At 68.1% G+C, this 23678-nt stretch carries 21 protein-coding genes; 7 read left to right on the top strand and 14 right to left on the bottom strand.

Annotated elements, in window-relative coordinates; genetic code table 11:
- Window positions 1-2: 2 nt before the first annotated feature.
- A complete protein-coding gene (gene rfbC / locus AB0J16_RS39920) occupies window positions 3-614 on the bottom strand; it encodes a dTDP-4-dehydrorhamnose 3,5-epimerase (protein ID WP_358549867.1) in 612 nt (203 codons plus the stop codon).
- 478 nt (window positions 615-1092) lie between these two features.
- On the opposite strand from rfbC, the gene AB0J16_RS39915 reads away from it, so the two are divergent.
- From AB0J16_RS39915 to AB0J16_RS39900, 4 genes are all read left to right on the top strand, one after another.
- A complete protein-coding gene (locus tag AB0J16_RS39915) occupies window positions 1093-2514 on the top strand; it encodes a carboxyl transferase domain-containing protein (protein WP_358549865.1) in 1422 nt (473 codons plus the stop codon).
- Between the two features lie 30 nt (window positions 2515-2544).
- Window positions 2545-3903 (top strand): crotonyl-CoA carboxylase/reductase, encoded by a 1359-nt coding sequence (gene ccrA / locus AB0J16_RS39910; RefSeq protein ID WP_358549863.1) that lies wholly within the window; start codon window positions 2545-2547, stop codon window positions 3901-3903.
- 31 nt (window positions 3904-3934) lie between these two features.
- On the top strand, window positions 3935-4933 hold the full coding sequence (locus AB0J16_RS39905; RefSeq protein ID WP_358549861.1) for a ketoacyl-ACP synthase III: 999 nt from the start codon (window positions 3935-3937) through the stop codon (window positions 4931-4933).
- A 157-nt stretch (window positions 4934-5090) separates the two neighbouring features.
- Entirely contained in the window at window positions 5091-5951 is an 861-nt protein-coding gene (locus tag AB0J16_RS39900; protein WP_358549859.1) for a 3-hydroxybutyryl-CoA dehydrogenase, read from the top strand.
- A gap of 216 nt (window positions 5952-6167) precedes the next feature.
- Here AB0J16_RS39900 and AB0J16_RS39895 read toward each other — a convergent pair whose 3' ends face one another.
- Window positions 6168-6944 (bottom strand): alpha/beta fold hydrolase, encoded by a 777-nt coding sequence (locus tag AB0J16_RS39895; protein ID WP_358549858.1) that lies wholly within the window; start codon window positions 6942-6944, stop codon window positions 6168-6170.
- A 473-nt stretch (window positions 6945-7417) separates the two neighbouring features.
- On the opposite strand from AB0J16_RS39895, the gene AB0J16_RS39890 reads away from it, so the two are divergent.
- Window positions 7418-10171: an AAA family ATPase gene (locus AB0J16_RS39890; RefSeq protein ID WP_358549857.1), complete on the top strand. Its 2754-nt coding sequence runs from the start codon at window positions 7418-7420 to the stop codon at window positions 10169-10171.
- A 101-nt stretch (window positions 10172-10272) separates the two neighbouring features.
- Here the strand turns inward: AB0J16_RS39890 and AB0J16_RS39885 are convergent, their stop codons facing one another.
- The gene (locus tag AB0J16_RS39885) at window positions 10273-11805 is read right to left on the bottom strand and encodes an MFS transporter (protein ID WP_358549855.1); all 1533 of its coding nucleotides are present in this window, start codon (window positions 11803-11805) and stop codon (window positions 10273-10275) included.
- Between the two features lie 345 nt (window positions 11806-12150).
- Here AB0J16_RS39885 and AB0J16_RS39880 point away from each other — a divergent pair, with 345 nt between their 5' ends.
- Window positions 12151-12990 carry a TetR/AcrR family transcriptional regulator gene (locus tag AB0J16_RS39880; protein WP_358549853.1) on the top strand — a complete coding sequence of 280 codons (840 nt, stop codon included), beginning with the start codon at window positions 12151-12153 and terminating at the stop codon, window positions 12988-12990.
- Between the two features lie 121 nt (window positions 12991-13111).
- On the opposite strand, the gene AB0J16_RS39875 is transcribed toward AB0J16_RS39880, so the two are convergent.
- Together AB0J16_RS39875 and rfbA are read right to left on the bottom strand one after the other, a co-directional pair.
- Window positions 13112-13351: a DUF5988 family protein gene (locus tag AB0J16_RS39875; RefSeq protein ID WP_357951430.1), complete on the bottom strand. Its 240-nt coding sequence runs from the start codon at window positions 13349-13351 to the stop codon at window positions 13112-13114.
- Between the two features lie 60 nt (window positions 13352-13411).
- Entirely contained in the window at window positions 13412-14314 is a 903-nt protein-coding gene (gene rfbA, locus AB0J16_RS39870; protein ID WP_358549851.1) for a glucose-1-phosphate thymidylyltransferase RfbA, read from the bottom strand.
- Between the two features lie 249 nt (window positions 14315-14563).
- On the opposite strand from rfbA, the gene rfbB reads away from it, so the two are divergent.
- Window positions 14564-15544 carry a dTDP-glucose 4,6-dehydratase gene (rfbB, locus tag AB0J16_RS39865; RefSeq protein WP_358549849.1) on the top strand — a complete coding sequence of 327 codons (981 nt, stop codon included), beginning with the start codon at window positions 14564-14566 and terminating at the stop codon, window positions 15542-15544.
- A gap of 42 nt (window positions 15545-15586) precedes the next feature.
- Here the strand turns inward: rfbB and AB0J16_RS39860 are convergent, their stop codons facing one another.
- From AB0J16_RS39860 to AB0J16_RS39820, 9 genes are all read right to left on the bottom strand, one after another.
- Window positions 15587-16114, bottom strand: coding sequence for a hypothetical protein (locus AB0J16_RS39860; RefSeq protein WP_358549847.1), 528 nt, complete (start codon window positions 16112-16114; stop codon window positions 15587-15589).
- Window positions 16115-16234: 120 nt separating this feature from the next.
- Entirely contained in the window at window positions 16235-16429 is a 195-nt protein-coding gene (locus tag AB0J16_RS39855; RefSeq protein ID WP_357951422.1) for a ferredoxin, read from the bottom strand.
- Window positions 16430-16460: 31 nt separating this feature from the next.
- On the bottom strand, window positions 16461-17666 hold the full coding sequence (locus tag AB0J16_RS39850; RefSeq protein WP_358549845.1) for a cytochrome P450: 1206 nt from the start codon (window positions 17664-17666) through the stop codon (window positions 16461-16463).
- A gap of 18 nt (window positions 17667-17684) precedes the next feature.
- The gene (locus AB0J16_RS39845) at window positions 17685-18872 is read right to left on the bottom strand and encodes an FAD-dependent oxidoreductase (protein WP_358549843.1); all 1188 of its coding nucleotides are present in this window, start codon (window positions 18870-18872) and stop codon (window positions 17685-17687) included.
- Window positions 18869-19069 (bottom strand): ferredoxin, encoded by a 201-nt coding sequence (locus tag AB0J16_RS39840; protein WP_358549841.1) that lies wholly within the window; start codon window positions 19067-19069, stop codon window positions 18869-18871. The genes AB0J16_RS39845 and AB0J16_RS39840 overlap by 4 nt, the downstream gene beginning before the upstream one ends.
- Window positions 19070-19256: 187 nt before the next feature.
- Window positions 19257-20072 (bottom strand): carbohydrate ABC transporter permease, encoded by an 816-nt coding sequence (locus AB0J16_RS39835; protein ID WP_358549839.1) that lies wholly within the window; start codon window positions 20070-20072, stop codon window positions 19257-19259.
- Between the two features lie 2 nt (window positions 20073-20074).
- Window positions 20075-20968, bottom strand: coding sequence for a sugar ABC transporter permease (locus AB0J16_RS39830; RefSeq protein ID WP_358550049.1), 894 nt, complete (start codon window positions 20966-20968; stop codon window positions 20075-20077).
- Between the two features lie 55 nt (window positions 20969-21023).
- Window positions 21024-22343: an extracellular solute-binding protein gene (locus tag AB0J16_RS39825; protein ID WP_358182840.1), complete on the bottom strand. Its 1320-nt coding sequence runs from the start codon at window positions 22341-22343 to the stop codon at window positions 21024-21026.
- A gap of 50 nt (window positions 22344-22393) precedes the next feature.
- Window positions 22394-23641: an ROK family transcriptional regulator gene (locus AB0J16_RS39820; RefSeq protein WP_358549837.1), complete on the bottom strand. Its 1248-nt coding sequence runs from the start codon at window positions 23639-23641 to the stop codon at window positions 22394-22396.
- Window positions 23642-23678 lie beyond the last annotated feature (37 nt).

Below are 23678 nucleotides of genomic sequence, written 5' to 3'. Positions count from 1 at the left end.
CGTCACCTCGTGAGCGTGAGATCGTCGAGTTCGGCGTACAACGCCCGGCACTCGGCCATGGTGGGCAGCAGCCCCCGCTTCGCGGCCTCGCGCAGGGAAGGCGCCGCCGCGTCCTTGTCGGAGCGCACGGGCTCGGGCTCGGTGGGCCAGGGCAGGCCGAGTTCCGGGTCGAGCGAGTTGATGATGACCTCAGAGCCCGGCGACCAGGTGCTCGAGCACATGTACACGACGGTCGCCTCGTCGGTCAGCGGCGCGAACCCGTGCGCCAGCCCTTCCGCCAGGTACAGGGCGTGCCGGTTCGCGGCGGTCAGCTCGACCGCGACATGCTCGCCGTACGTGGGCGAGCCGACGCGGATGTCGAGCACGATGTCGACGATGCCCCCCTGCGCACAGCTGACATAACGGGCCTGACCCGGCAGCGCGATGGCATGCATGCCGCGGATGGTCCCGCGCCGGGACAGCGAGCAGTTGAGTTGCGCCACCGACAACCGATGGCCCACCGCCCGCTCGAACGCCGGCTGGCTGAACACTTCGAGGAAAACTCCCCGGTGGTCGGAGTGGACGTCCGGAGTGATCAGGAAAGCTTTCTCCACGCCAAGCTCGGCTATCTCCATGCGCATGCCTTTCAGACATAGGAAATCTGGCCGTACGTCGAAATGACGGCACCATGATTGGCCGTTGGAGACGCGCGAAACAACCCCTACCGGCCCCCCTAGCGGCAACTATGGCGCTATATGCGATAAAGCCATTGTTTTTCGGAACGTTCCCACTCCGCAGGGGCGGCGTCGTCGGCCGGACGACCCGGATGCGGATCGGCATCGGGCCTGACGTGCGGACATGATCGCAGCAGTGGTGGCTTCGCCCACGAAACATCGCCGCGGATCAGCCCCAGGACGACGCCGTTCGCCCTCGCTCAGCAACGCTACAGGGCGCTTAGGGGGACTGGTAAGGGTTGTGTGGAGATAGTGCGTGGATAAGCCTATTTTCAGCAGTCTGCTGGAATCCATCAGAAAAGTCCTCAGCGTTGGCGCTGGAGGTAGGAAACATGCGGGAACCAATAAATTCAACCCTGCATGAGAACGGGAGACGGCGTTGACCGCCACACCGATCACGCAGGAACACTTCCCGCTCGATCAGCGTGCGCCGGCCGTACGGCTGGCCCGGCTGCTCGACGCCGACTCAGTGGTGCCCCTGCATGACCCGGACGCCAGCGGCGTGTCCGCGGCCAGTGGCCGCATCGCGGGCCACAAGGTGATCACCTTCTGCACCGACCCGGCCAACATGGGCGGCGCGCTCGGCGCCGCGGGCTGCGACAAGATCGTGTCGGCCATCGACGCGGCGCTGCTCGAAGGCTGCCCGGTGATCGGCCTGTGGCACTCCGGCGGCGCCCGGCTGGCGGACGGCGTGGAGTCGATGGACGGTGTCGGGCGGATGTTCGCCGCGATGACCCGCGCCTCCGGGCGCGTGCCGCAGATCTCGGTCATCCTCGGCCCGGCCGCCGGAGCCGCCGCCTACGGTCCCGCGCTCACGGACGTGGTGATCATGTCCAGGGCCGGCCGGATGTTCGTGACCGGCCCCGATGTCGTGCGCTCCGTCACCGGTGAGCAGATCGACATGGAGTCGCTGGGCGGCGCCGAGACGCACAGCCGCAAGTCGGGTGTGGCGCACATCGTGGTCGACTCCGAGAGCGACGCGTACGAGGCCACCCGCCAGGTGACCCTGCTGCTGGCCCATCGCGCCCGCATCGAACCCCACCTCGCCACGGCCGGGAAGGACCTGCGCTCGTTGCTGCCGGAGCGGGCGCGGCGGGCCTATGACGTGCGCCCGCTGGTACGCGAGATCCTCGACGAGGGCGCCCCGTTCATGGAGCTCCAGCCGCGCTGGGCCCCTAACGTCGTCGTCGGCCTCGGCCGCCTGACCGGCGGGAGCGTCGGCGTGATCGCCAACAACCCGCTGCGCATGGGCGGCTGCCTCGACTCGCTGAGCGCCGAGAAGGCCTCGCGATTCGTCCGCATGTGCAACGCGTTCGGCATTCCGCTGATCGTGCTCGTCGACGTTCCCGGTTACCTGCCCGGCGTCACCCAGGAATGGGGTGGCGTGGTCAGGCGGGGCGCCAAGCTGCTGCACGCCTTCGCCGAGGCGGCGGTCCCCCGCGTCACGCTGGTCACGCGCCAGTCGTACGGCGGGGCGTACATCGCCATGAACTCCCGCTCGCTCGGCGCGTCCGCGGTGTTCGCCTGGCCGGAGGCGAGGATCGCGGTGATGAGCGCGGAGGCGGCGGTGGGCATCCTGCACCGCAAGCGCCTGGCCGCCGCGCACGACGACGACGAGCGCGCCGAGCTGCGGCAGCGGCTCGTCGCCGAGCACACCCTCGTCGCGGGAGGTGTCGCCCGCGCCGTCGCGCTGGGCGTCGTCGACGAAGTGATCGACCCCGCGCAGACCCGGCCCAAGCTCGCCATGGCGCTCGCGGCGGCCTCGGCGACACGAGGCCGTCACGGCAACATCCCGCTGTGACCGGCTGACCACCACACCAAGAGGAGTGACATGGATCCCATGGCCGAGGCCCTGCTGGGCGGAGCCGCGCCCGGCGACCTGGCGAAGATCGCGTTGCCGAAGGAGTATCCGGCTTCTTACCTCCGGGTCGAGGACACCGAGATGTTCGCTGGCATGGAGGACAAGGACGTGCGCAAATCGCTGCGCGTCGGCCTGGTGCCCATGCCGCAACTCGCGCCCGACGAGGTCGTGGTGGCGGTGATGGCCAGCTCGATCAACTACAACACCGTCTGGTCGGCCACCTTCGAGCCGCTGCCGACGTTCGGCTTCCTCAAGCGCTTCGGCCGGGCCGGCGGGTTCGCGGCGCGGCACGACCAGCCGTACCACGTGCTGGGTTCCGACGGAGCCGGGGTCATCGTCGCGGTCGGCGCGGGCGTGCGACGCTGGAGCGTCGGCGACCACGTCGTGATCAGTCCGATCCAGGCCGACGACCAGGAAGCGGCGACGCACGACGACGGCATGCTCGGCGCCGAGCAGCGGGTCTGGGGATTCGAGACCAACTTCGGCGGGCTGGCGCACTACACCCTGGTGCGGGCCAGTCAGCTGGCGCCCAAGCCGGCGCACCTGACCTGGGAGGAGGCCGCCTGCGTCACGTTGTGCGCGGGCACGGTCTACCGCATGCTGGTCAGCGCCCGGGGCGCCCGGATGAAACAGGGCGACATCGTCCTCATCTGGGGCGCGGCCGGCGGCCTCGGCGCGTACGCCGTGCAGATGGTGAAGAACGGCGGCGGCATCCCCGTGGGCGTCGTCGGCTCCGACTCGAAGGCCGCGATGCTGAGAAGTCTCGGCTGCGACGTCATCATCAACCGCAACGACATCGGGATGACCGACGACATCGACAGCACGCCCGAACAGGCGATCGCACTGGGCAAGCGCCTGGGAGCGGCCATCCGCGCGGCGGTCGGCGAGGACCCGCACATCGTCATGGACTACGTGGGCCGGGCGACGTTCGCCACCTCCGTGTTCGTGACCCGCCGGGGCGGCTCGGTCGTCACCTGCGGCTCCAGCACCGGATTCCAGCACCACTACGACAACCGGTATCTCTGGATGCACCTCAAGCGCATCATCGGCAGCCATGCGGCGAACCTGCAGGAGGTGCGGGAGTGCGTGCGGCTGTTCGACCTCGGGATGGTGATGCCGACCCTGTCGACCGTCTATCCGCTGGACGAGGTCGCGGAGGCCACCCGGCTGGTGCAGACCAACGGCCACATCGGCAAGGTCGGCGTGCTGTGCATGGCGCCCGAGCCCGGACTGGGCGTCACCGACCCCGCGCGGCGCGCCGAGATCGGCGAGCGGCGGATCAATCCGCTGCGTGGCCTGGCGGACGCCGCCCCCGCGGCGCTGGCGTAGGCGTGGTTTCCAGGAGAAGGCGGAGCTGACAGTGGCCGGACACACTACCGGGATCCTGGCGACCGGTTCGTATCTCCCCGGGGACGAGGTCGCCAATGAGGACCTGGCGGAGCGGGTGGGCGTCGAGGCGGAGTGGATCCTGCGCAAGACGCAGATCGGGTTCCGCCGGCACGCCGCAGCGCACGAGGCGACCTCGGACCTCGCCGTACAGGCCAGCCTGGACGCGTTGCGGCGCGCCGACATCGATGTGGGCCGCATCGGCTACATCATCGTGGCGACCTCCACCGGCGACTTCCCCCAGCCCCCGACGTCCTATCTCGTGCAGGACGCGCTGGGCGCGCGTGCTGCCGCCTGTTTCGACATCAACGTCGTCTGCAGCGGATTCGTGTACGCGCTCGCCATCGCCGACGGTCTCATCGCGCGCCGCCCGGACACCTACGCCCTGGTCATCGGCGCCGACCTGTACAGCAGGCAGCTCGACTTCACCGACCGCCGCACCTCCGTGCTGTTCGGCGACGGGTCCGGCGTCGCCATCGTCGGCGTGGTGCCGGAGCGCTCGGGTTTCATCGACTTCGAGCTGTCCAGCCACGGTGCCGACCACCGGCTCATCGGCATCAAGGCGGGCGGCAGCAGGCATCCGGCCTCGCCCCAGACCGTCGCGGACGGCGAGCACTACTTCAGAATGGACGGCCGCGCGGTGACGGAGTTCGTGCTGGAGCACGTGCCGCCCGCGATGAAGAGCCTGGTGGACCGTGCCGGATTCGGGCTGGAGGAGATCGACACGTTCGTACCCCATCAGGCGAACGGCCGCCTGGTGACGGAGCTGGTCGAGCGCTGCGGCCTCACCGGCTCGCACACCCCGCGCACCCTCGAGAGGTACGGCAACCTGGGCAGCGCCTCCGTGGCCGTCGCGCTCGACGAGGCGAATCGGTCGGGAATCCTCAAACAGGACGATCTCGTCCTGCTCGCCGGCTTCGGCGGCGGCATGTCGGTGGGCGCCTGCCTGCTCCGCTGGACGACCAGAGCTTAGCGACCAGAGCTTAGCGACCAGAGCTTTAGTGACCAGAGCTTTTCCGACCAGAGCTTTTCCGACCAGAGCTTTTCCGACCAGAGCTTTTCCGACCAGAGGTTTTGCGGCCGGAATATGACGGCCAGAGCTTGACGAACAGAGCAGCACGGGAGGCGAGATGACCCAGTTCGACAGGATCGGCATCGTGGGATGCGGGGTGATGGGCTCCGGCCTCGCCGACGTGTGCGCCCGCGCGGGCCTCGATGTGCGGGTGGCGGTCTCCACGGAGGCGTCCGTGGCCCACGGGCGGCGGCGCCTGGTCAGGTCGCTCGACCGCGGCCTGCGCAAGGGGACGATCACCGAGGAGGAACGGGACGCGGCGGTGGGCCGCGTCGTCTTCACCGCGGATCTCAACGATCTCGGCGACCGGCAGATCGTCTTCGAGACCGTCCCCGAGACGGAGTCGACCAAGCTCGACCTGTTCGGCGCGCTGGACAAGATCGTGGAATCGCCCGACGCCATCCTGGCGTCGAACACCTCCTCCATTCCGATCATCAGGCTCGCGCGCGCGACCGGCCGGCCCGGCCAGGTCATCGGCGTCCACTTCTTCAACCCCGTTCCCGCGCTGGCGCTGGTCGAGCTGACGGGGTCGCTCCTCACGACGGACCAGACCAAGACCCGCGCCGAGGCGTTCGTCGTCGGAACGCTCGGCAAGCAAGTGATTCACTCTGCGGATCGTGCGGGATTCGTGGTGAACGCCCTGCTGATCCCCTATCTCCTGGCGGCCATGAGGATGGTGGAGTCCGGGTTCGCCACCGCGGAGGTCGTCGACCGGGGCATGGTACTGGGGTGCTCCCATCCGATGGGCCCGCTGAGCCTGGCCGACCTGATCGGGCTCGACACGGTGGCCTCCATCGCCGACGCGTTGTACGCCGAGTTCAAGGAGCCGAGCTACTCGCCGCCGCCGGTTCTGCTGCGCATGGTGGAGGGCGGCCTGCTGGGCAGGAAGTCCGGTCGCGGCTTCTACGACTATTCGTAGGCTCTTCTCGCAGCGCAGCGCTAACCGGGCCCTCAGTGACCTGCGCGGGCCTCGTTCAACGCCCCGCTCGGGCCGCGCGCGGTTCAGCATCCCGCTCGGACCGCGCGGTTCAGCGCGCCGCTCGGACCGCGCGGTTCAGCGCGCCGCTCGGACCGCGCGGTTCAGCGCGCCACTCGGACCGCGCGGTTCAGCGCGCCACTCGGGCGGTGGGCGCGTTCAGCGCGCCGCTCGGGACGTGTTCAGCGCGGCGCTCATCCGGTCGACGATCAGGGCGATGACCTCCGCCGCGTGCTCCGCGAGATAGAAGTGGTCACCGGCGAACGTGCGCAGCTCGAATCCGCCCGTCGTGTGGTCGCCCCATGCCCAGGCCTCATCGTGGTCGACCTTGGGATCGTCCTCGCCCCTGAGAGCGAAGACGGGACAGGACAGCCTCGGCCCGGGCAGGTAGCGATAGGTGTCCACCGCCCGGTAGTCGCCTCTGAGCGCCGGCAAGATCGCCTGCACGAACTCGTCGTCGCCGAGCACCTGCGCGTCGGTGCCGCCCAGGCCCCGTAGCTCCCCCAGGAGCCATTCGTCCGAGCGCCGCCCGGCGAAGCCCGGGCGCAGCGCCGACGGCGCCGGTCGCCCCGACGCGAACAGCGCCAGAGGGTACGTACCCTCCCGTTCGAGCCTGCGGGCCACCTCGAAGGCGACGGTCGCGCCCATGCTGTGCCCGAACAGCCCCATGGGCATACCGATCCACGGCCGCAGCGTCTCCACGACGCGATCGGCCAGTTCCCCGATGCTCTCGACGCACGGCTCACCGCGCCTGTCCTGCCTGCCGGGGAACTGGACCGCCAGGACCTCCATCGAGGCCGGCGTCATCCGCGAGACCGGGAAATAGAAGCTGGCCGAGCCGCCGGCGTGCGGCAGGCAGACGAGTACGGACGACGCCTCGGGCGAAGGGTGGTAACGCCGGATCCAGGCTTCACCGGTGTTTACCGCGTCACTCACAGCAATCCCTTTCTCGGCTCGTTTTTCGGGCCGGGCGTAAATCAAGAAGAGCAGTGGACTTTATATCCACCGAACATTCACCTCGCGCTGCACCGCGTGGTGAAATCTCTCGGTAGCCGTCCACATTCGGCCGGCCCTCTTTGCGATGAACAGGAGAATAACTCATTCAGTCCCGCCGTGCGCACAAGGAGCCCCCTAGATTCGTCCGCCAAGTAAGGGCCATTGAGGGGTTTCGATAGGCCACATCGGGTAGCCGACCTCGGCGTCCCAGCCCGAAACCGCAGGCCCCACCGTGACGAAATGATGAAATAGCCGAGACGCAATGTGATGAAATCCACCGCCACTCCCAGGCTTGTCCAAATGTATTGACAAGTGCCGTGGCGGCCGTAGGAGAATGATTCTCAAGGGTCTGTGCAAGGATCGGGACGAGGCATGATCCCTCATACCGCGTTAGGGGACGAACGGGAATCACGATGACCCTCATCGAGCGTGACCACGAAATCACGGAGCTGGACAACCTGCTCACCGATTGCCTACAAGGCAAGGGACGGGTCATGGTGATCACCGGACCCACAGGAGTCGGCAAGACCGAACTCGCCTACACCTTCAGCCAGCGCGCCGCCGCGGGCGGCGTCACCTGGCTGAGCGCCACCTGCTCACGAGCCGACCGCAACCTGCCGCTCGGGATGGCCAGCCAGAGCTTTCACAGCGCGGCGCTGCCGATCGAGCACGCCTCGGAGGCGGCCCGGCTGATCGAGGAGGCCGCCTTCAGCGCGAAGTCCATCGAAACCTCGGCGCACAATCCCGACTGGCTGCACACCATTCAGGGGCTGTGGTCGATAGTCCTGGAGCTGTCCACGAGTGCGCCGGTGCTCATCACCGTCGACGACGTCGAATATTCGGACGCATTGTCGTGGCAACTCCTGCTCAATTTCGTACAGCGTCTCAACAATGCGAACGTATTCGTCGTGGTGACCGCGACAGAAAACCCGCAGGGCATGGATCCGCTCATCGAGGTGGATCTGATGCGCCACCCGCACTGCCAGCACCTGAGATTGGGCACGCTTTCCCAGGAAGGCGTCACGAAGATGCTCTGCAAATCCATGGACCAGGATACGGCGGAAAAACTCGGTCCTGATTTCCATGCGGCCGGCGGCGGCAACCCCTTACTTGTCGAGGCGTTGGTCGAGGACTATTTACACGAGTCCGGCGAATCCAATTCGCTGGTCATCGGCGATGCCTTCTCCAGATCGGTACGCGCCCTGCTCCATCGCACCGACCCGACCTCGCTGCGCACCGCTCGCGGCCTCGCCATACTCGGGGAGGGAGCCTTTCCCAACCTACTGCCCGAACTAATCGAACTTCCGCCGGCGACCGTCCAGCAGACCCTTAACCACCTCGCCGCCGTCGGAATCACCGATGGACAGCACTTCTGCCATCCTGAGACCCGTTCCGCCGTTCTCGACGACCTCGACGCCGAAGAGCGCAGGGAGATGCACCGGCGCGCCGCCCGACTGCTCCACATGGAGGGAGCGGCGAGCACCGCGGTCGCCGAGCACCTCATCCACGCCTCCGACTGCCCGGAGCCATGGGCGACGGTGGAGCTGCGTGAAGCCGCCGATCAGACGCTGCTCAACGACGAGCACGAGTTCGCGATCCAATGCCTGAAGCTGGCGATCGCCTTCTGTCACGACGACGCGCGCCGAGCGTCCCTGCGGGCCTCGCTCGCGCGGGTGGAGTGGCTGATCAACCCCGCGGCCACCGCCCAGCATCTCGACCATCTGATGTCGATCGCGCGAGAGGGCGGCCTGGGCTTCGACGACCTTCGCATGCTGCTGAGGTTCTTCCTGTGGCACGGACGACTTGAAGAAGCCGGAGAGGTGCTTCGGCGGCTGAACGCCCTGGCCGCCGAATCGGGCGAAAAAGACACGCCCATGCGGCTGGAAGTCACTCATCAGTGGTTGTCCACCGCCTTTCCCTCGCTTCTCCTCGAGGTGGCGGACGCCTCTTCCGGCACCCCCAAGCCGGGGGCACCTGGCGTATCTCCCCTTCAGGGGGCCGCCCTATTGTCACGCTTCTTGCGAACGGAGGAGAATGAGCAAAAGATCGATACCGCCGAACGCGTCCTGCAGTCCACCACACTGGACGAGTCGAACCTTGAAGCCATAGAGTCCTCTCTTTTCACATTGCTCTACTCCGATCAGGCGGATCGGGCGGCACCGCTCTGTGATGTCCTGTTCGAAGAAGCCGTCCAACGGCGCTCCCCCACCTGGCGCGCCGTGCTGGCCGGCGTCCGGGCGCACATCGCCATTCGCCACGGAGATCTAGCGATAGCCGTTAAATATGCCTCTATAGCGTTGGATGTACTACCGCGCCGGAGTCTGGGGATTCATATCGCCCTGCCGCTGGCCGCCTTGATCCGGGTCAACACCGAAATGGGGAAGTTCGACGTCGCGGCGCGCCTGCTCAGGCATCCCGTACCCACCGCGATCTACCAGACCCGGTTCGGGCTGCACTATCTCCAGGCACGGGCCCATTTCCACCTGGCGACAGGCCTGTCGCACGCGGCGCTCAGCGACTTCCTGAGCTGCGGAAGGCTGATGCGGGCCTGGAACCTCGACACTCCTGTGCTGGTGCCCTGGCGCCAGGGTGCGGCCGCCGCGCACCTGCAGATGGGCCAGCTGAACCAGGCGAGAGCCTTCCTCCAGGAACCCTATGATCTGCCCGGCGGCGACTCGCTCAGGGCGAGAGGGGCCACGCTGCGGCTGCTGGCCGCCATCGGTGACCTCAAGAAGCGCCCAGCGCTGCTCAGGGAGGCCGTGGACATGCTCCAGGACGCGGGAGACCGGCTGGAGATGGCGTACGCGCTCGTCGATCTGACCCACGCCTTCAACGAGATCGGCGAACTCCACAAGGCCAGGATGATCGGCTACTGGGCCGACCGGGTCGCCGACGAGTGCCAGGCCGAGCCGCTGCGCTGGGCGGTGCGGCAGGACGATCCGGCCGAGCAGGAGGCGGAGACCCCGGAGAGCATGGGCCTGCTGAGCGACGCCGAACAGCGGGTCGCCTCCCTCGCCGCGCTGGGCTACACCAACCGGGAGATCTCCCGGAAGATCTACATCACGATCAGCACCGTCGAGCAGCATCTGACCCGGATCTACCGCAAGCTCAACGTGCGTGGCAGAAGAGACCTGCCCTCACAGTTCTCCTACGTCGAACTCCGCTGACCACACAGCGCCAACCTCTTTACGCCAACCTCTTTACGCCGACCTCTTACCGTCGACCTCTTTTCGCCGACCTCTTTTCGCCGACCTCATTTCGCCCGACCTCATATCGCCCGATCGGGGCTCTGCTCCTCGATGGACACCCGCCGGAGCTGGATCGTGGCCAGGATCGCCGTGGCCACCAGGATGGCCGTGCCCGACAGCGCGGCCACCCGCATGCCCTCGGTGAAGGCCGTACGGGCCGCCTGGAGAAGGGCCTCCTGCGCGGGGCCCGACAGCTGGGCCGCCACCTGGACCGCGCCGCCGAGCGTTTCACGCGCCGTCTGGGCGGCCTCACCGGGAAGGTCGACGGGCACCTCGAACGTCCAGCGGTAGATCAACAGCCCCAGGCTGCCCAGGACGGCGACGCCGAGCGCGGCGCCGAACTCGGTGCCGGCCTCCAGCACCGCCGACGCCGAGCCGGCCCGTTCCGCCGGCGCCACCGCGATCACCAGATCGGAGGCCACCGCCTGTACGGCGCCCAGGCCCAGGCCCAGCAGTCCCAGTCCGATCACGAGTGTCTGCACCCCCGGCTCGCCTTCGAGCTGCGAGAGCACCGCGAACCCCAGACCGGCGACGAACATGCCGCCGCCGATGACGAATCCGGGGCGGACCCAGCGCACCACCGCCACGGCCAGCATCGACCCGACGAGGGCCATCCCCGCGGCGGGCAACGTCAATATCCCCGCGACGAACGGGCGCAGCCCCAGAACCAGCTGCAGGTACTGGGCGATGAAGTAGAACAGTCCCATGAGGGCGAAGATCGCGAGCGTGCTCGTGATCAGCGAGACGCCGAAGGCCCGATTCGCGAACAGGCGCAGGTCGAGCATCGGGTCGGCCAGCGCGCGCTGCCGCCAGATGAACGAGGCGCCGGCGGCCAGGCCCAGGGCCATGGCCAGCGCGGCCGTCGGGGTCAGGCCCTGCTCGGCGATGTCCTTCACCCCGTAGACGACCGGGAGCACGGCCACCAGCGACAGAACGGTGCTCAGCACATCGAGCCGGCCCGCCTGCGGATCGCGATACTCCGGCAGCAGGATGGGACCGAGCACCAGCAGCAGGGCCATGATCGGCACGTTGATCAGGAACACCGAACCCCACCAGAATCTCTCCAGCATCCACCCGCCCACGATCGGGCCGAGCACGCTGCCTCCGGAGAAACCGGCCGCCCAGATCGCTATGGCCAGCCGGCGCTGGCGCGGCTCGTGGAACATGTTGCGGATCAACGCCAGGGTGGACGGCATGAGCGTGGCGGCCGCCGCCCCTTGCAGGGCGCGCAGGACGATGAGCATCTCGGCGCTGGGCGCGTAGGCGGCCACGGCGGAGGTGACGCCGAAGACTGCGGCGCCGAGGAGCAGCAGACGCCGTCGGCCGATCCTGTCGCCGAGTGTGCCCATGACGAGCAGCAGGCCCGCCAGCCAGAAGGCGTAGATGTCGACGATCCAGAGCAGTTCGGGCCCGCTCGGCTTCAGCTCCGCGCTGAGGAACGGCAACGCGAAGTAGAGGACCGTGACGGTGATGGAGATCAGCAGGACGGGGAGGACCAGAACCGCCAGTCCCACCCATTCCCGTCGTCCAGCGGTCGTCGAAGCCGTTTCCATCCCACACTCCTCGGATAGCGTGTACGCGTGCATACGACGTACTCAGACTTGCCTTCGACCGACTTCAAGATCTTTATCGAGGAATAAATTCCGACAAAGAGATACCAGCGGGTATATATCACGCAATTTTGGTGGCGGTCGGGGGCATTTCATCACACTCGCCGATCAGTTTCATCACGACTTCGTGTGATATAATTTCACTACATATCAATATGCGCGTGACAAAATCTGTGAGGCCAGATGCTCACCTGCGCACAATGCGGCAGACCGTTGTATGCCGCACCTCGGGGGCGACGTCCGCGATACTGCTCGCGGTCGTGCCAGGGTCGGGCGTACAGAGCGCGTGTGGCGGCACGTGCCCTGCCCTGTTCCGAAGGGCCCTGCTCCGAAGGGCCACTCTCTGAAAAGCTCCCCGCGGAGCCGGTCATGGAAGTCGACAAGCCCACCAAACCCGAGGCGATCCCGCGGGAGTCTCGCGAAGGGCTCACTCTCGAACGCATCGTGGGCACCGGCATCGAGATCGCCGACACCGAAGGTCTGGAGACGCTGTCCATGCGCCGGGTGGCGGCGGACCTGGGCGTCGGCACGATGTCTCTCTACCGATACGTGTCGAGCAAGGACGCCTTGATCGAATTGATGGTCGATCGCGTACACGGCGAAGACAAGAATCTGACGCCCGTTCCGGACGACTGGCGCGCCCGGCTCGAACTGTCCGCGCTGCGCGAGTGGAGACTCTATTCGCGCCACCCATGGGTGCTGCAGGTCATCGCGACCCCGCAACCTCCGCTCGGGCCGAACATTCTGGCCGACCTCGAGCGGGCCATGGGCGCCTTGGACGGCCTCGGCCTCGATCCGGTGATGATGCATTGGGTGACCATCGCCGTAAGCGCTCAGGTACAAGGCGCCGCCCTGCTTCGCGTCAGCGAATGGGAGGCGGAGCGGCGCACCGGCGTCACCACACGGCAGTGGCGCGCGGCCAAGATGCCGATGCTGTCGGAGATCCTCGAATCCGGGCAGTTCCCCATGTTGTCGAGCCTGCTGGAGAGACAGGAGGAAATAGCCCACATCGACGAATGGCTCTGGTTCAGTCTTCGCCGCCTGCTCGACGGGGTGGCCGTCTTCGTCGAGGAACGGGAGAATTCCGGCTCGACCGACCTCGGACCGGGTCTGCGCAAGGCGCTGTGAGACCCGACTCTCGGAAAGGCGCGGTGCGCCCCGGATCCGTGAGAGGCGCGGTGCCCCCTGAGTCCGTGGAAGGCGCGGTGCTCCCCGAACCGCAGTAAGGCGCTGTGTGCCCTGGGCCGGCTCATTCGGCCACTTTGGTCCGCGTGGTCCACCGAAACAGCGGCGGGCCGCCGGACTCCGGCGCCGCGCCGACCCGTTCGAAATGCTCGTACCCGCCATTGCGTGGAATCTTTATCTTTCCATCCGAGACCACGTCGTGCATGACGCGGAGCGTTCGCGGGACATCGGCGGGGCCGCCTTCGAGCGCGACCTCCACGGGCCCACGGCCGGGCAGGGGTGAGGCGGCGGAGGGGATGGTCATGTCGGGTACCTCCGGTGATCGTGGCCGGGGGTGGCCGGCCATCGGCGATCTCTAGGGGTTCTAGGAGAATGAGCCGGCCGGTTGACGGGCATGGCGGAACTCGGTGGCCAGGGCGCAGACGTACCGGCCGTAGCTGGAGGGCAGGAGCTCCGCGCCGAGGCGGTGGCACTGCTCGGCGTCGATGTAGCCCATCCGCAGCGCGATCTCCTCGATGCAGGCGATGCGTACGCCCTGCCGGGCTTCGAGCATGTGAACGTACTGGCTGGCCTGCAGGATGGAGTCGGGCGTGCCCGCGTCGAGCCAGGCGAACCCGCGGCCGAGTTCGACGAACTTCGCCTTGCCCCGGTCGAGATACACCCGGTTGACATCGGTGATCTCAAGCTCTCCACGAGCGGACGGCTGGACGTTCTTGGCGATGTCGATGACGTCGTTGTCGTAGAGATAAAGGCCGACGACGGCGCAGTTGGAACGCGGGTGCGCGGGTTTCTCCTCGATGGAGACGAGCCCGCCGAGCGCGTCCCTCTCGGCGATGGCGTAGCGCTCGGGATCGCTGACCGGATGGCCGAACAACACGCAGCCGTCGACGTCCGCGGTGTTCTCCTGGAGGATGTCGTAGAACGAATTTCCGTGGAAGATGTTGTCGCCGAGCACGAGCGCCACGGAATCGTCGCCGATATGGTCGGCGCCGAGAATGAAGGCGTCGGCCAGGCCGACGGGCTCGTCCTGGCGGGCGTAGCTGATGTCGAGCCCGAGGTGGGAGCCGTCTCGGAGCAGGCGTGCCAGGTTCGGCAGGTCCTCCGGGGTGGAGATCACCAGGATCTCTCTGATATTCGCCAGCATGAGGACGGACAAGGGATAATAGATCATCGGCTTGTCGTTCACCGGCAGGAGCTGTTTCGAGACCGCGAGCGTAATAGGATACAACCGGGTCCCGTGCCCGCCGGCCAGAATTATGCCTTTCACGAAATACCCTTCGTCAGGGAAAACCGGTAGCCGGAGTCGATATTCGTGCACCGAGCATCACACCGCTGCACATCGGAATGGACTCCAAGACGACCCTCGTTCACCCCCTAGCCATCCCCCCGCGCCCCCCTATGTCGGCCACTAAACGGTTGCGCCCGGTTTACCGGCGATATGATTTCCACGGCGAAAGACAGATCGTGACCGCGGGGAAGCGGCGTCCACTGCTGAAGCCTGGGAGGAGATCACCCGATGAGGATCCTGGTGACGGGCGGCGCCGGCTTCATCGGCTCCCACTACGTACGCACCCTGCTCGACGAGGACGACGGGGACGCGGAGATCACCGTTCTCGACAAGCTCACCTACGCGGGCAATCCGGCGAACCTTGAGCAGGTCCGTACGAACGAGAGATTCACCTTCGTCCAGGGCGACATATGCGACACCGAACTCGTCGACCCGCTCGTCGCCCGCCACGACCAGGTGGTCCACTTCGCGGCCGAATCGCATGTCGACCGGTCCATCATGGGCGCCACCGAGTTCGTGCGCACCAATGTGACCGGCACCCAGACCCTGCTCGACGCGGCGGTCCGCAGCGGCCTCAGGACTTTCGTGCACGTCTCCACCGACGAGGTCTACGGCTCGGTCGCCGACGGCTCCTCGCTCGAGAGCGACGCGCTGCGGCCCAGCTCTCCGTACTCCGCCTCGAAGGCGGCCTCCGACCTGCTCGCCCTGGCCTACCACCGCACCCACGGTCTCGACGTACGGGTGACCCGCTGCTCCAACAACTACGGCCACCATCACTTCCCAGAGAAGATCATCCCCCTGTTCATCACCAACCTGCTCGACGGCCGGCGGGTGCCGCTGTACGGCGACGGGGGCAACACCCGCGACTGGCTGCACATCGACGACCATGTGCGGGGCATCGAACTGGTCCGTTCCGGAGGCCGTCCAGGCGAGATCTACAACATCGGCGGCGGCACCGAGCTCACCAACAGGGAGCTCACCGGCCTGCTCCTCAAAGCCTGTGACGCCGACTGGGACCAGGTCTCCTACGTCGAGGACCGCAAGGGCCACGACCTCCGCTACTCGGTCGACTGCACCAAGGCCCGCACCGAGCTGGGCTACCGGCCACGCAAGGATTTCGACACCGGCCTGGCGGAGACCGTCGCCTGGTATCGCGACAATCGCCCCTGGTGGGAGCCACTCCTGCCCGCCCGCACGCCAAGTGCGTAGCGGCGAGCCACGGCCGCTCGCGGTGGCCCGCGTCCCGGGGCGTCAGCCGCTCGCGGTCGCCGGTTCGGCCATAGAGTTCGTCGGCCGCTCGCGGTGCCCGGTCTGGTGTTCCGGTGCGTCGCCCTCAGGAACGTCGTGGTGCGGCCAGGGAGAGGCGGCCACCACGATCCCGTACAGCACGTGGTCGGCGAGTAGCGTCAGACGTTCCGTGACTGTGGTCTTGCCCTTGTGCGGCAGGCCGAGCGCGGGCGCGATGACAGCCTGGAAGCCCGCCCAGACCAGCAGGCCGTAGGCGGGCCCCGCCCACGGGTGCCGTCGCACGGACTCGGGCAGGGCCCCGAAGAGCGCGCCGCCGAACGCCCCGTACGACCAGTGCGCGAGCTCGATGATCGCGGGCCGGCGAGCGGCCGGGACACCGCGGAAGAACCGGGGCGTGGTGTGCTCCAGCACGGCCTCCGGCGGCACCTTCTCCATCAGGCCGATCGATGTGGAGAACTGCCTGAGGCCGGACATCGCCATGGCGGCGATCGCGCCCCTGGCCCCGGAACGCAGGATCGGCTTCTGTCGCATGGTGTCGGCCCCCGTTCGTCACAGGGTGGACTACCGAACGGCCCGAAGAATAAACCTCCTGGTCAGACGGTCGCCGCAGCGGCGCCCCGTCGCGCGTACGAGGGGGCTCCGGTTCGGGTGTCAGTCCTCGATGTGGATGGCCAGCGCCGGGCAGACCACCGCGGCATGCCTGACGTCGGCGGCCTGCTCCGCCGGCGGGTCCGGGTTGAGCAGCACCACGATGCCGTCCTCGTCGCGCTGGTCGAACACCTCCGCCGCGGCGACCACACACTGCCCGGAAGCAACACACTTGTCCTGGTCGATGATGACCTTCATGAGACCCTCTTGATTGTCGTTGTTGGGGAGGTCACCAGGTCACGGGGAGTTCGTAGACCCCGTACACGGACCCGTCGTGCTTGAACGGGATCTGGTCCAGGTCCGTGGCCAGCCGCAGGGTGGGGATGCGCCGATAGAGGGTGCTGTAGACGACCTGCAGCTCCATGCGGGCCAGCGGCTGGCCCAGGCACTGGTGGATGCCGAAGCCGAAGGCCACGTGGTGGCGGGCGTCGCGCTGGAGGTCCAGCCGGTCGGGGTCGGGGAAGGCGTCGGGGTCACGGTTGCCGATGTCGTTGGCCATGATCAGCCCCTCGCCGGCGCGGATGACCTGTCCGGCGATCTCGATGTCCGCCAGCACCGCCCGGCGCCGCCCATTGTGCGTGATGTGCAGGTAGCGCAGCAGTTCCTCCACCGCTGAGGTGACCAGCTTCTGATCCGCCGGGTCGCGCAGGAGGGCCAGCTGGTCGGGGTGTTCCAGCAGGGCGAGCGTGCCGAGCGCGATCATGTTCGCGGTCGTCTCGTGCCCGGCGATCAGCAGCAGCACCCCGATCCCGGCCGCGTCCCGCTGGGACAGTTCCCCGGTCTTGACCCGCTCGGTCAGCCCGGACAGCAGGTCGTCGCCGGGGCTGGCGAGCTTCTCGCCCAGCAGGGTGTCCAGGTAGCCGGCCAGCCGGCCGAGGGCGGCCGCCCGCTGCTCGGGGTCGGCGTCCCGGTTGATGATGGTCTTGCTGTTGTCCTGGAAGAAGTCGTGGTCGGCGTACGGTACGCCGAGCAGCTCGCAGATCACCAGCGACGGGACCGGCAGCGCGAACGCCTCCACCAGGTCGACCGGCTTCGGCCCGGCCAGCAGGTCGTCGATCAGATCGTCCACGATCTTCTGTACGGCCGGCCGCATCGCCTCCACCCGCTTGATGGTGAACGGCGCCGTCACCATCCGCCGCAGCCGGGCATGCTCGGGGTCGTCCATCATGATGAAGCTGATGGGCGAGCCCGAGCCGACGAGGGCGGTCGGGCTCGGATAGCCGGGCTGGTAGGCGTCGGCGCTGACCCTCGGGTCGGCCAGCAGCGCCCGCTGGTCGGCGTAACGGGTCACCAGCCACGGCGTGCTGCCGTCCCACAGGCGGACCTTGGTGAGCGGGCCCTCCTTCTGCTTCTCCCGCAGCGCCGGAGGCGGATCGAACGGGCAGCCGGCCGCCCTCGTCATCGGGTAGTCCGGGGTGTCCAACGTACTGGTCATCAGGCTCTCCAAGGAAAGTCAGAGGGTGGAGACGAAGTCGGGAAGCGCGTCGACGACCTCTTGGCGACGCAGGCGGGTCTGCTTGGGCATGTTCCAGCCGAGTACGCCGGTGACTCTGCCGTCACTGCGGTAGAGCGCGACGAACCGGCGGGCCGAACGGTCGCCTTCCACCACGGTCACCTCGGCATCGACGGGCAGCACGCCATGGACCTGGATCTTGGTGTCGAATTGGTCGGTCCAGAAGTAGGGCACCGGGCAGTAGGGCTGGTCGTCGCCGAGGATGTTGGCCGCGACGGCGTTGGCCTGTTCGGTGGCGTTGGTCCGGTTCTCCAGCCGCAGCAGGGTGCCGAACCGGTCGTGGTGCCAGCGGGCCACGTCGCCCACCGCGTAGACGCCCTCGGCCGCGCGGCAGCGCGAGTCGCACACCAGTCCGTTCTCCACCCGCAGGCCGCTGTCGGCCAGCCAGCCGGTCGCCGGGTCAGAACCGATCGCCACCACGACCACGTCGGCCGGCAGCACTTCGCCGGTGTCCAGGCGCACGCCCGTGACCTTGCCGTCCTGGCCGGTGAGCCGGTCGACACCGGCGCCGAGCCGCAGGCGGACGCCGCGCTCGGTGTGCAGTTCGGCGAGCAGTCCCGCGACCGAGGGCCCGATCTGGCCGGCCAGCGGTGCCGTCAGGGGGCCGGCCATGGTGACCTCGAGGCCCAGGCCGCGCGCGGTGGCGGCGATCTCGGCGCCGAGCACGCCCTCCCCCACGACCACGAGCCGCGAGGCGGCCAGCAGATCCGCGCGCAGGGCCAGCGCGTCGTCCAGCGTGCGCAGTACGTGGACCCCGGTCAGATCCGCCTGCCCGGGCAGCGTCCGGGCGCGCAGTCCCGTGGCCACGACGATGGCGTCGGCCCGCAGGGCCCGCCCGGCCGCGGTGTGCACGGTGCGTACAGCCACGTCCAGGCCGACGGCCGGATCGGCGAGGACGAACTCGGCGTCCAGGCTGGACAGAGCGGCCTGCGGTCGCAACTGAGCCCGTTCGGGGTCCCAGGCGCCGGAGAGGACCTGCTTGGACAGGGGCGGCCGATCGTAGGGCAGGTGCGGCTCGGCGCCGAGGACGGTCAGGCCGCCCTGGTAGCCCTTGCGCCGCAACGCCTCCGCGGTGGCGAGCCCGGCGGCCGAGGCGCCGACCACCAGAACGCCGGAGGGAGCGCTCACGCGTTCTCGCTCAGCTCGATCGCGGCCGCCGGGCACATGCTGGCCGCTTCGCGGACCGTGGTGTGCAGCCGCTCGGCCGGTTCGGCGTCGAGCAGGATCACGATGCCGTCTTCTTCCCGCTGATCGAACACTTCCGGCGCGAGCATCACGCACGTGCCCGCGCCGCAGCATTTGTCCTCGTCCACGCGTACTTTCATCGAGAGTCCCTCCTGTGCCTCTACGGGTGGTGGAGGTGCCCTCCGCGAGAACCTCCTTCGGTTCGTGGTCAGTTAACCGGGGTCGCAACGTTAAGTCAAGCGACTGATTTAAAATGAGCTGAGACGTGCGCTGAAACGCCAAGAGCCGCCCGGTGCTCGAACACGGGCGGCGGCGGGGCGATGCTGGTCAACCCTTGATGGCACCCTGGGTGATGCCGTTGACGAAGCTGCGCTGGAAGATGAGGTACACGATCACGATCGGCGCGACGACGATCAGGCAGGCCGCCGCCAGCAGCGGGATGTCGGTGGTGTACTGGCCGACGAAGAGCCCCAGGCCGCCCGGCGCCGTACGCCGGTCCGGGTCCTGCATCATGACCAGGACCAGCATGAACTGGTTCCACGACCACATGAAGTACAGGACCGACAGCGTGGTGATCTGCGGCCACGAGATGGGCAGCAGCACCCGCGCCAGCACGATGAAGTCCCGGGCGCCGTCGATGCGGGCCGCCTCGACGAGTTCGTCGGGGATGTTGGAGAAGTGCGTCTGCATCCAGTACACGCCGAAGGGCATGAACAGCGCCACCTCGGCGAGGATGATGCCGACGTAGGAGTTGGTGAGGCCGACCTCGCGCAGGTTGAAGTAGAGCGCCACCACGATGACCTCGATCGGCAGCGTGAGCCCCAGCACGAACCCGAACGACAGCGCCCGGTTGCCCCACACCTTCAGGACCGTCAGGCCATAGCCGGCCAGGGTGGCCAGTGTCACCGCGATCGGCACCACGAAGACCGCGATCAGCAGGCTGGAGCGCATGAGGGCGGTGAAGTTGCCCCGTTCCCAGGCCAGGGCGAAGTTCTCCCACGACCACTGGTCCGGGATGCTCAGCCCGCTGAGCTGCGAGCCCGGAGGATGCAGGGCGGCCAGGATGATGCCGAGGAACGGCACCAGGATCATGGCCGCCATCAGGACGAGCACTCCGTACCGGATTCCGACACCGCCGCGCATGCTCAACTCTCATCCCTGGTGAAGTATCGGACGGCACCGACGACGGCGATCACGATCACGGTCAGCACGACGGCCAGCGCGCTGGCGCCGCCGATGTCGCCCTCGTTGAAGGCCAGCCGGTAGACCAGCAGGCCCGGCACGTTGGTCTGCCCCGCCGGGCCGCCGTTCGTCGTGGTGAAGACGAGGTCGAAGCTGGCCAGCGCGGCGATCGTGGTGATGACGCCGGCGATCGTGATCTCCTTACGCACTCCGGGCAGGGTGACGTGCAGGAACTGCCGGTAGGCCCCGGCGCCGTCGAGCGTGGCCGCCTCGTACAGGGACGGGTCGATCTTCTGCGCGCCGGCCAGGAAGAGCATCATGCACAGCCCGCTCATCACCCAGGTCCCGATGAGCCCGAGCGCGACCAGCGCCAGGCCGTAGTCGCCCAGCCAGGCGCGAGTGATCGCCCCCAGCCCCACCAGGTCGAGGACCTGGTTGACGACGCCGGACTCGCTGTAGAGCCACCGCCAGGTGATGCCGACGGCCACCAGCGGCAGCACCTGGGGAAGGAAGAACACGGTCCGGAAGAACGTCATCCCCCGGCGTACCTTGCCCATCAGCAGGGCCGTCATGAACAACCCGACCCCGATGGGGATGAACGAGAAGAAGACGATCAGTATGAGGCTGTGCAGGATGGCCTCGTACAACGCCGAATCACGAAAAATCTTGACGTAGTTGTCCAGGCCGGCGAAGGTCGCGGGCAGGATGCCGTCCCAGTTCAGCAATGACAGGCGCACCGTGTTCAGCGCCGGCCAGATGGCGAACCCCAGGTAGGCGGCGAGCGCGGGCAGCACGTACAGCCAGCCGCGGGCCCGTCCGCCGCGCCGGGGCGGGCGAGCCCGCGCGCTGTCGGCCACCCGCTCCCCGCCACGGGCCGAGGTGGCCCGCGGCGGGGAGATGGACGTGCTCACATCACGAGCCATGGTGTCCGTCCCACGACTCCTGCAGGGAGCTCAGGAAGTCGTCGACGGTCATCTTGTCGCTGAGGAGCCCCTGGATGCCGGGGGTCAGCTTGTCGATCATGCCGGGCGAGGCGTAGTCGGGGAAGGGGACGATCCCGTTGGCCTGCGCCACCGGCGTGAAGGCGGTGGCGATCTCACCGCGCAGCCCCTGGGCGCCGAGCTCGGCCTTGGTGTCGACCGGCATGAACCCGCCGTCGAACTCGATCTTCGCCGCTTCCGGCGAGCTCAGGTAGTCGAGGAACGCCGCGGCGACGTTCGGGTGCTTCGTCTTGGCCGAGATGGCGTAGGCGACGCTCGCCCCCGAGGCGACCTTGGCCGGCTCGCCCGATGCCGTGGGCATGAGGAAGAAGCCGGCGTCGGCGCCCAGCTCCTTCTCCACGGCGGTGGCGCCCCAGTTGCCGGTCACCAGGAACGCGCTCTTGCCCTTGGAGAAGTTCGCCAGCGCGTCGGGGTCCGCCGTGGCGCTCGCGCCCGCGGGGAAGAAGCCCTTCTTCGACCAGTCGATCAACGTCTGGGAGGCCTTCTTCGCGGCGTCGGTCTTGATCGTCCCGCCCGGCTTGCCGTAGACCCAGCTCCGGTAGGCGTCGACGTCGCCGGTGACGTTGAGCAGCGCGTTCCACAGGTGGAAGCCGCCGACCTGCAGCGCGCCGAGGCTCAGCGGGGTCTGGCCGGCGTCCTTCACCTTCTGCATCGCGGCCTCGAACTCGGCCAGCGTCTTGGGCGCCTCCTTGACCATCTTCTTGTTGTAGTAGACGCCGACCACGGACAGCCCGCCCGGCACGGCGTACAGGCCGCCGGTGCCGAACTGCTTGGCCGCCTTGTCGGAGCTGAGGACCTCGAGGCTGGAGGGCGGGAACTTGCCGGTCCACCCGTACGCCTTGTTCCACGGGCCCAGGTCCAGGATGAGACCGGCCGGGACCAGGGAGTTCATCGCACCCGGGTTGTACTGGGCGATGTCCGGCGCCGCGTCGCCCGACATCGATAGCTTGATCGACTTGACGTAGTCGTTGAACGGCGTCATCTGGGGCTTGATGGTGACGTTCGGGTGCTTCTTCCTGAAGCCGTCGATGAGGGTCTGGGTGGGGGGATCGTTGCTGTAGGCCAGAGTCAGCGTGACCGGGTCGTTGGGGATGGTCGTCGATACGTCGATCTTCTTCGCCGCGTCCCCGCTCGGGGCGGCGGTGCCGCCGGTGCCCGCGCAGGCCGTCAGGGTGAGTGTCGCCGCGGTGCCGAGCGCCACGAGCGCCTGCCACCGACCTGGTGTTGCCATGTGCATGACCTTTCGCCTATCTCCGAGTCGCCAAACTCCAAGCGGGTTCTTCAACGGACCTCCTGGCGGCCGCTTCTCACCAGGTCGAACCTGGTTCGCTCGATCTCCTCCAGCGAGTGACGCAGGGCCCCGTGGACGACGGCGTCGTCCTGGAGGGTCGAGACCTCCAGGGCCGGCTGGTCCAGGGGCTGCTCGGCCAGGTGCCGCCGGACCGCGGCGAGCAGTGTCTCGCCGCATCTGGCCAGCGGCCCGCCGATGACCACGAGCCGCGGGTCGAGGATCGCCCGGATCGCCGCGACGCCTTTGGCGAATCGGCGGGCGACCACGTCGAGCGCGTCCAGGGCCGAGGGTGTGCCGTCCACAACGGCGTCCAGCACGGCGTCGAACGCCCGCTCCCCCGCCGCTTCGAGCCGGGCCCGGAGGGCGTCGTCGCCGTCGCGCTCGGCCGCCGCCTTCGCCAGGCGGACGATCTCCTCGCCGCCGACCCAGTCCTCGAACGGGCCGAGGCCGTGCGGATGGCGGGGCTCGGGAGGGGTGGCCGCGAACAGGTCGAGAAAGCCGACGTCACCGGCGTCGTTGGAGGCACCGCGGTAGAGCTCGCCGTTCAGCACGATGCCGGCGCCGACGCGTTCGCCCCAGTGAACCATCACCAGCGAGTCCTCGCGGCGTTCGGGATCCCGCCACCGCTCGCCCTGGGTGGCCAGCTTGACGTCGTTGTCCAGGTAGACCGGGCAGCCGAGGACGTCCTTCATCCGGCGATGCAGGAGGTCGCCGGTCAGGCCGGGCATGCTCGGGATGAGCCGGATGATCCCGGTCGCCGGGTCGACTATGCCGGGCGTGCCCACCGAGGCGAACCACAGGTCGCCGGTCGTGATGCCCGCCGCCTCCAGCGTGCGTGCCACCGCGGGCAGGAGCGTCTCCACCACCTGCGCGGCATGGGAATCGCCGCCGAGTTGCACCGCGTCGGCCGCGGCGACCGTACCGGCCAGGTCGGAGACCGCGACCCGCAGCTCCTGCGGGCTGATCGAGATGCCGAGCACGTAGCCCGCCTCCGCCCGGAAGCGGACGAGCTGCGCGGGCCGTCCGGCCCTGCTGGAGTCGCGATCGAGGGAGCCGAACTCGACGAGCCCCTCCGCGGCCAGCGCGTTGAGCGAACGGGTGACCGCCTGCCGGGAAAGCCCGACCGCCTTGGCCAGCGCGGACACGCTCATGCTGGTCTCGGTCCGCAGCCGCCGCAGGATGGCACCCGCGTTGACCTCACGCATGAACTGCGTGCCAACGGCGACCACCTGCTCCATGACCTCTCCCTGGGCTCGACTTGCGGGTACGCTAGCA

Source organism: Nonomuraea sp. NPDC049750 (assembly GCF_040659625.1).
In the GTDB taxonomy this organism is placed as follows: domain Bacteria; phylum Actinomycetota; class Actinomycetes; order Streptosporangiales; family Streptosporangiaceae; genus Nonomuraea.
This window is presented reverse-complemented; position numbering and strand designations above follow the sequence as displayed.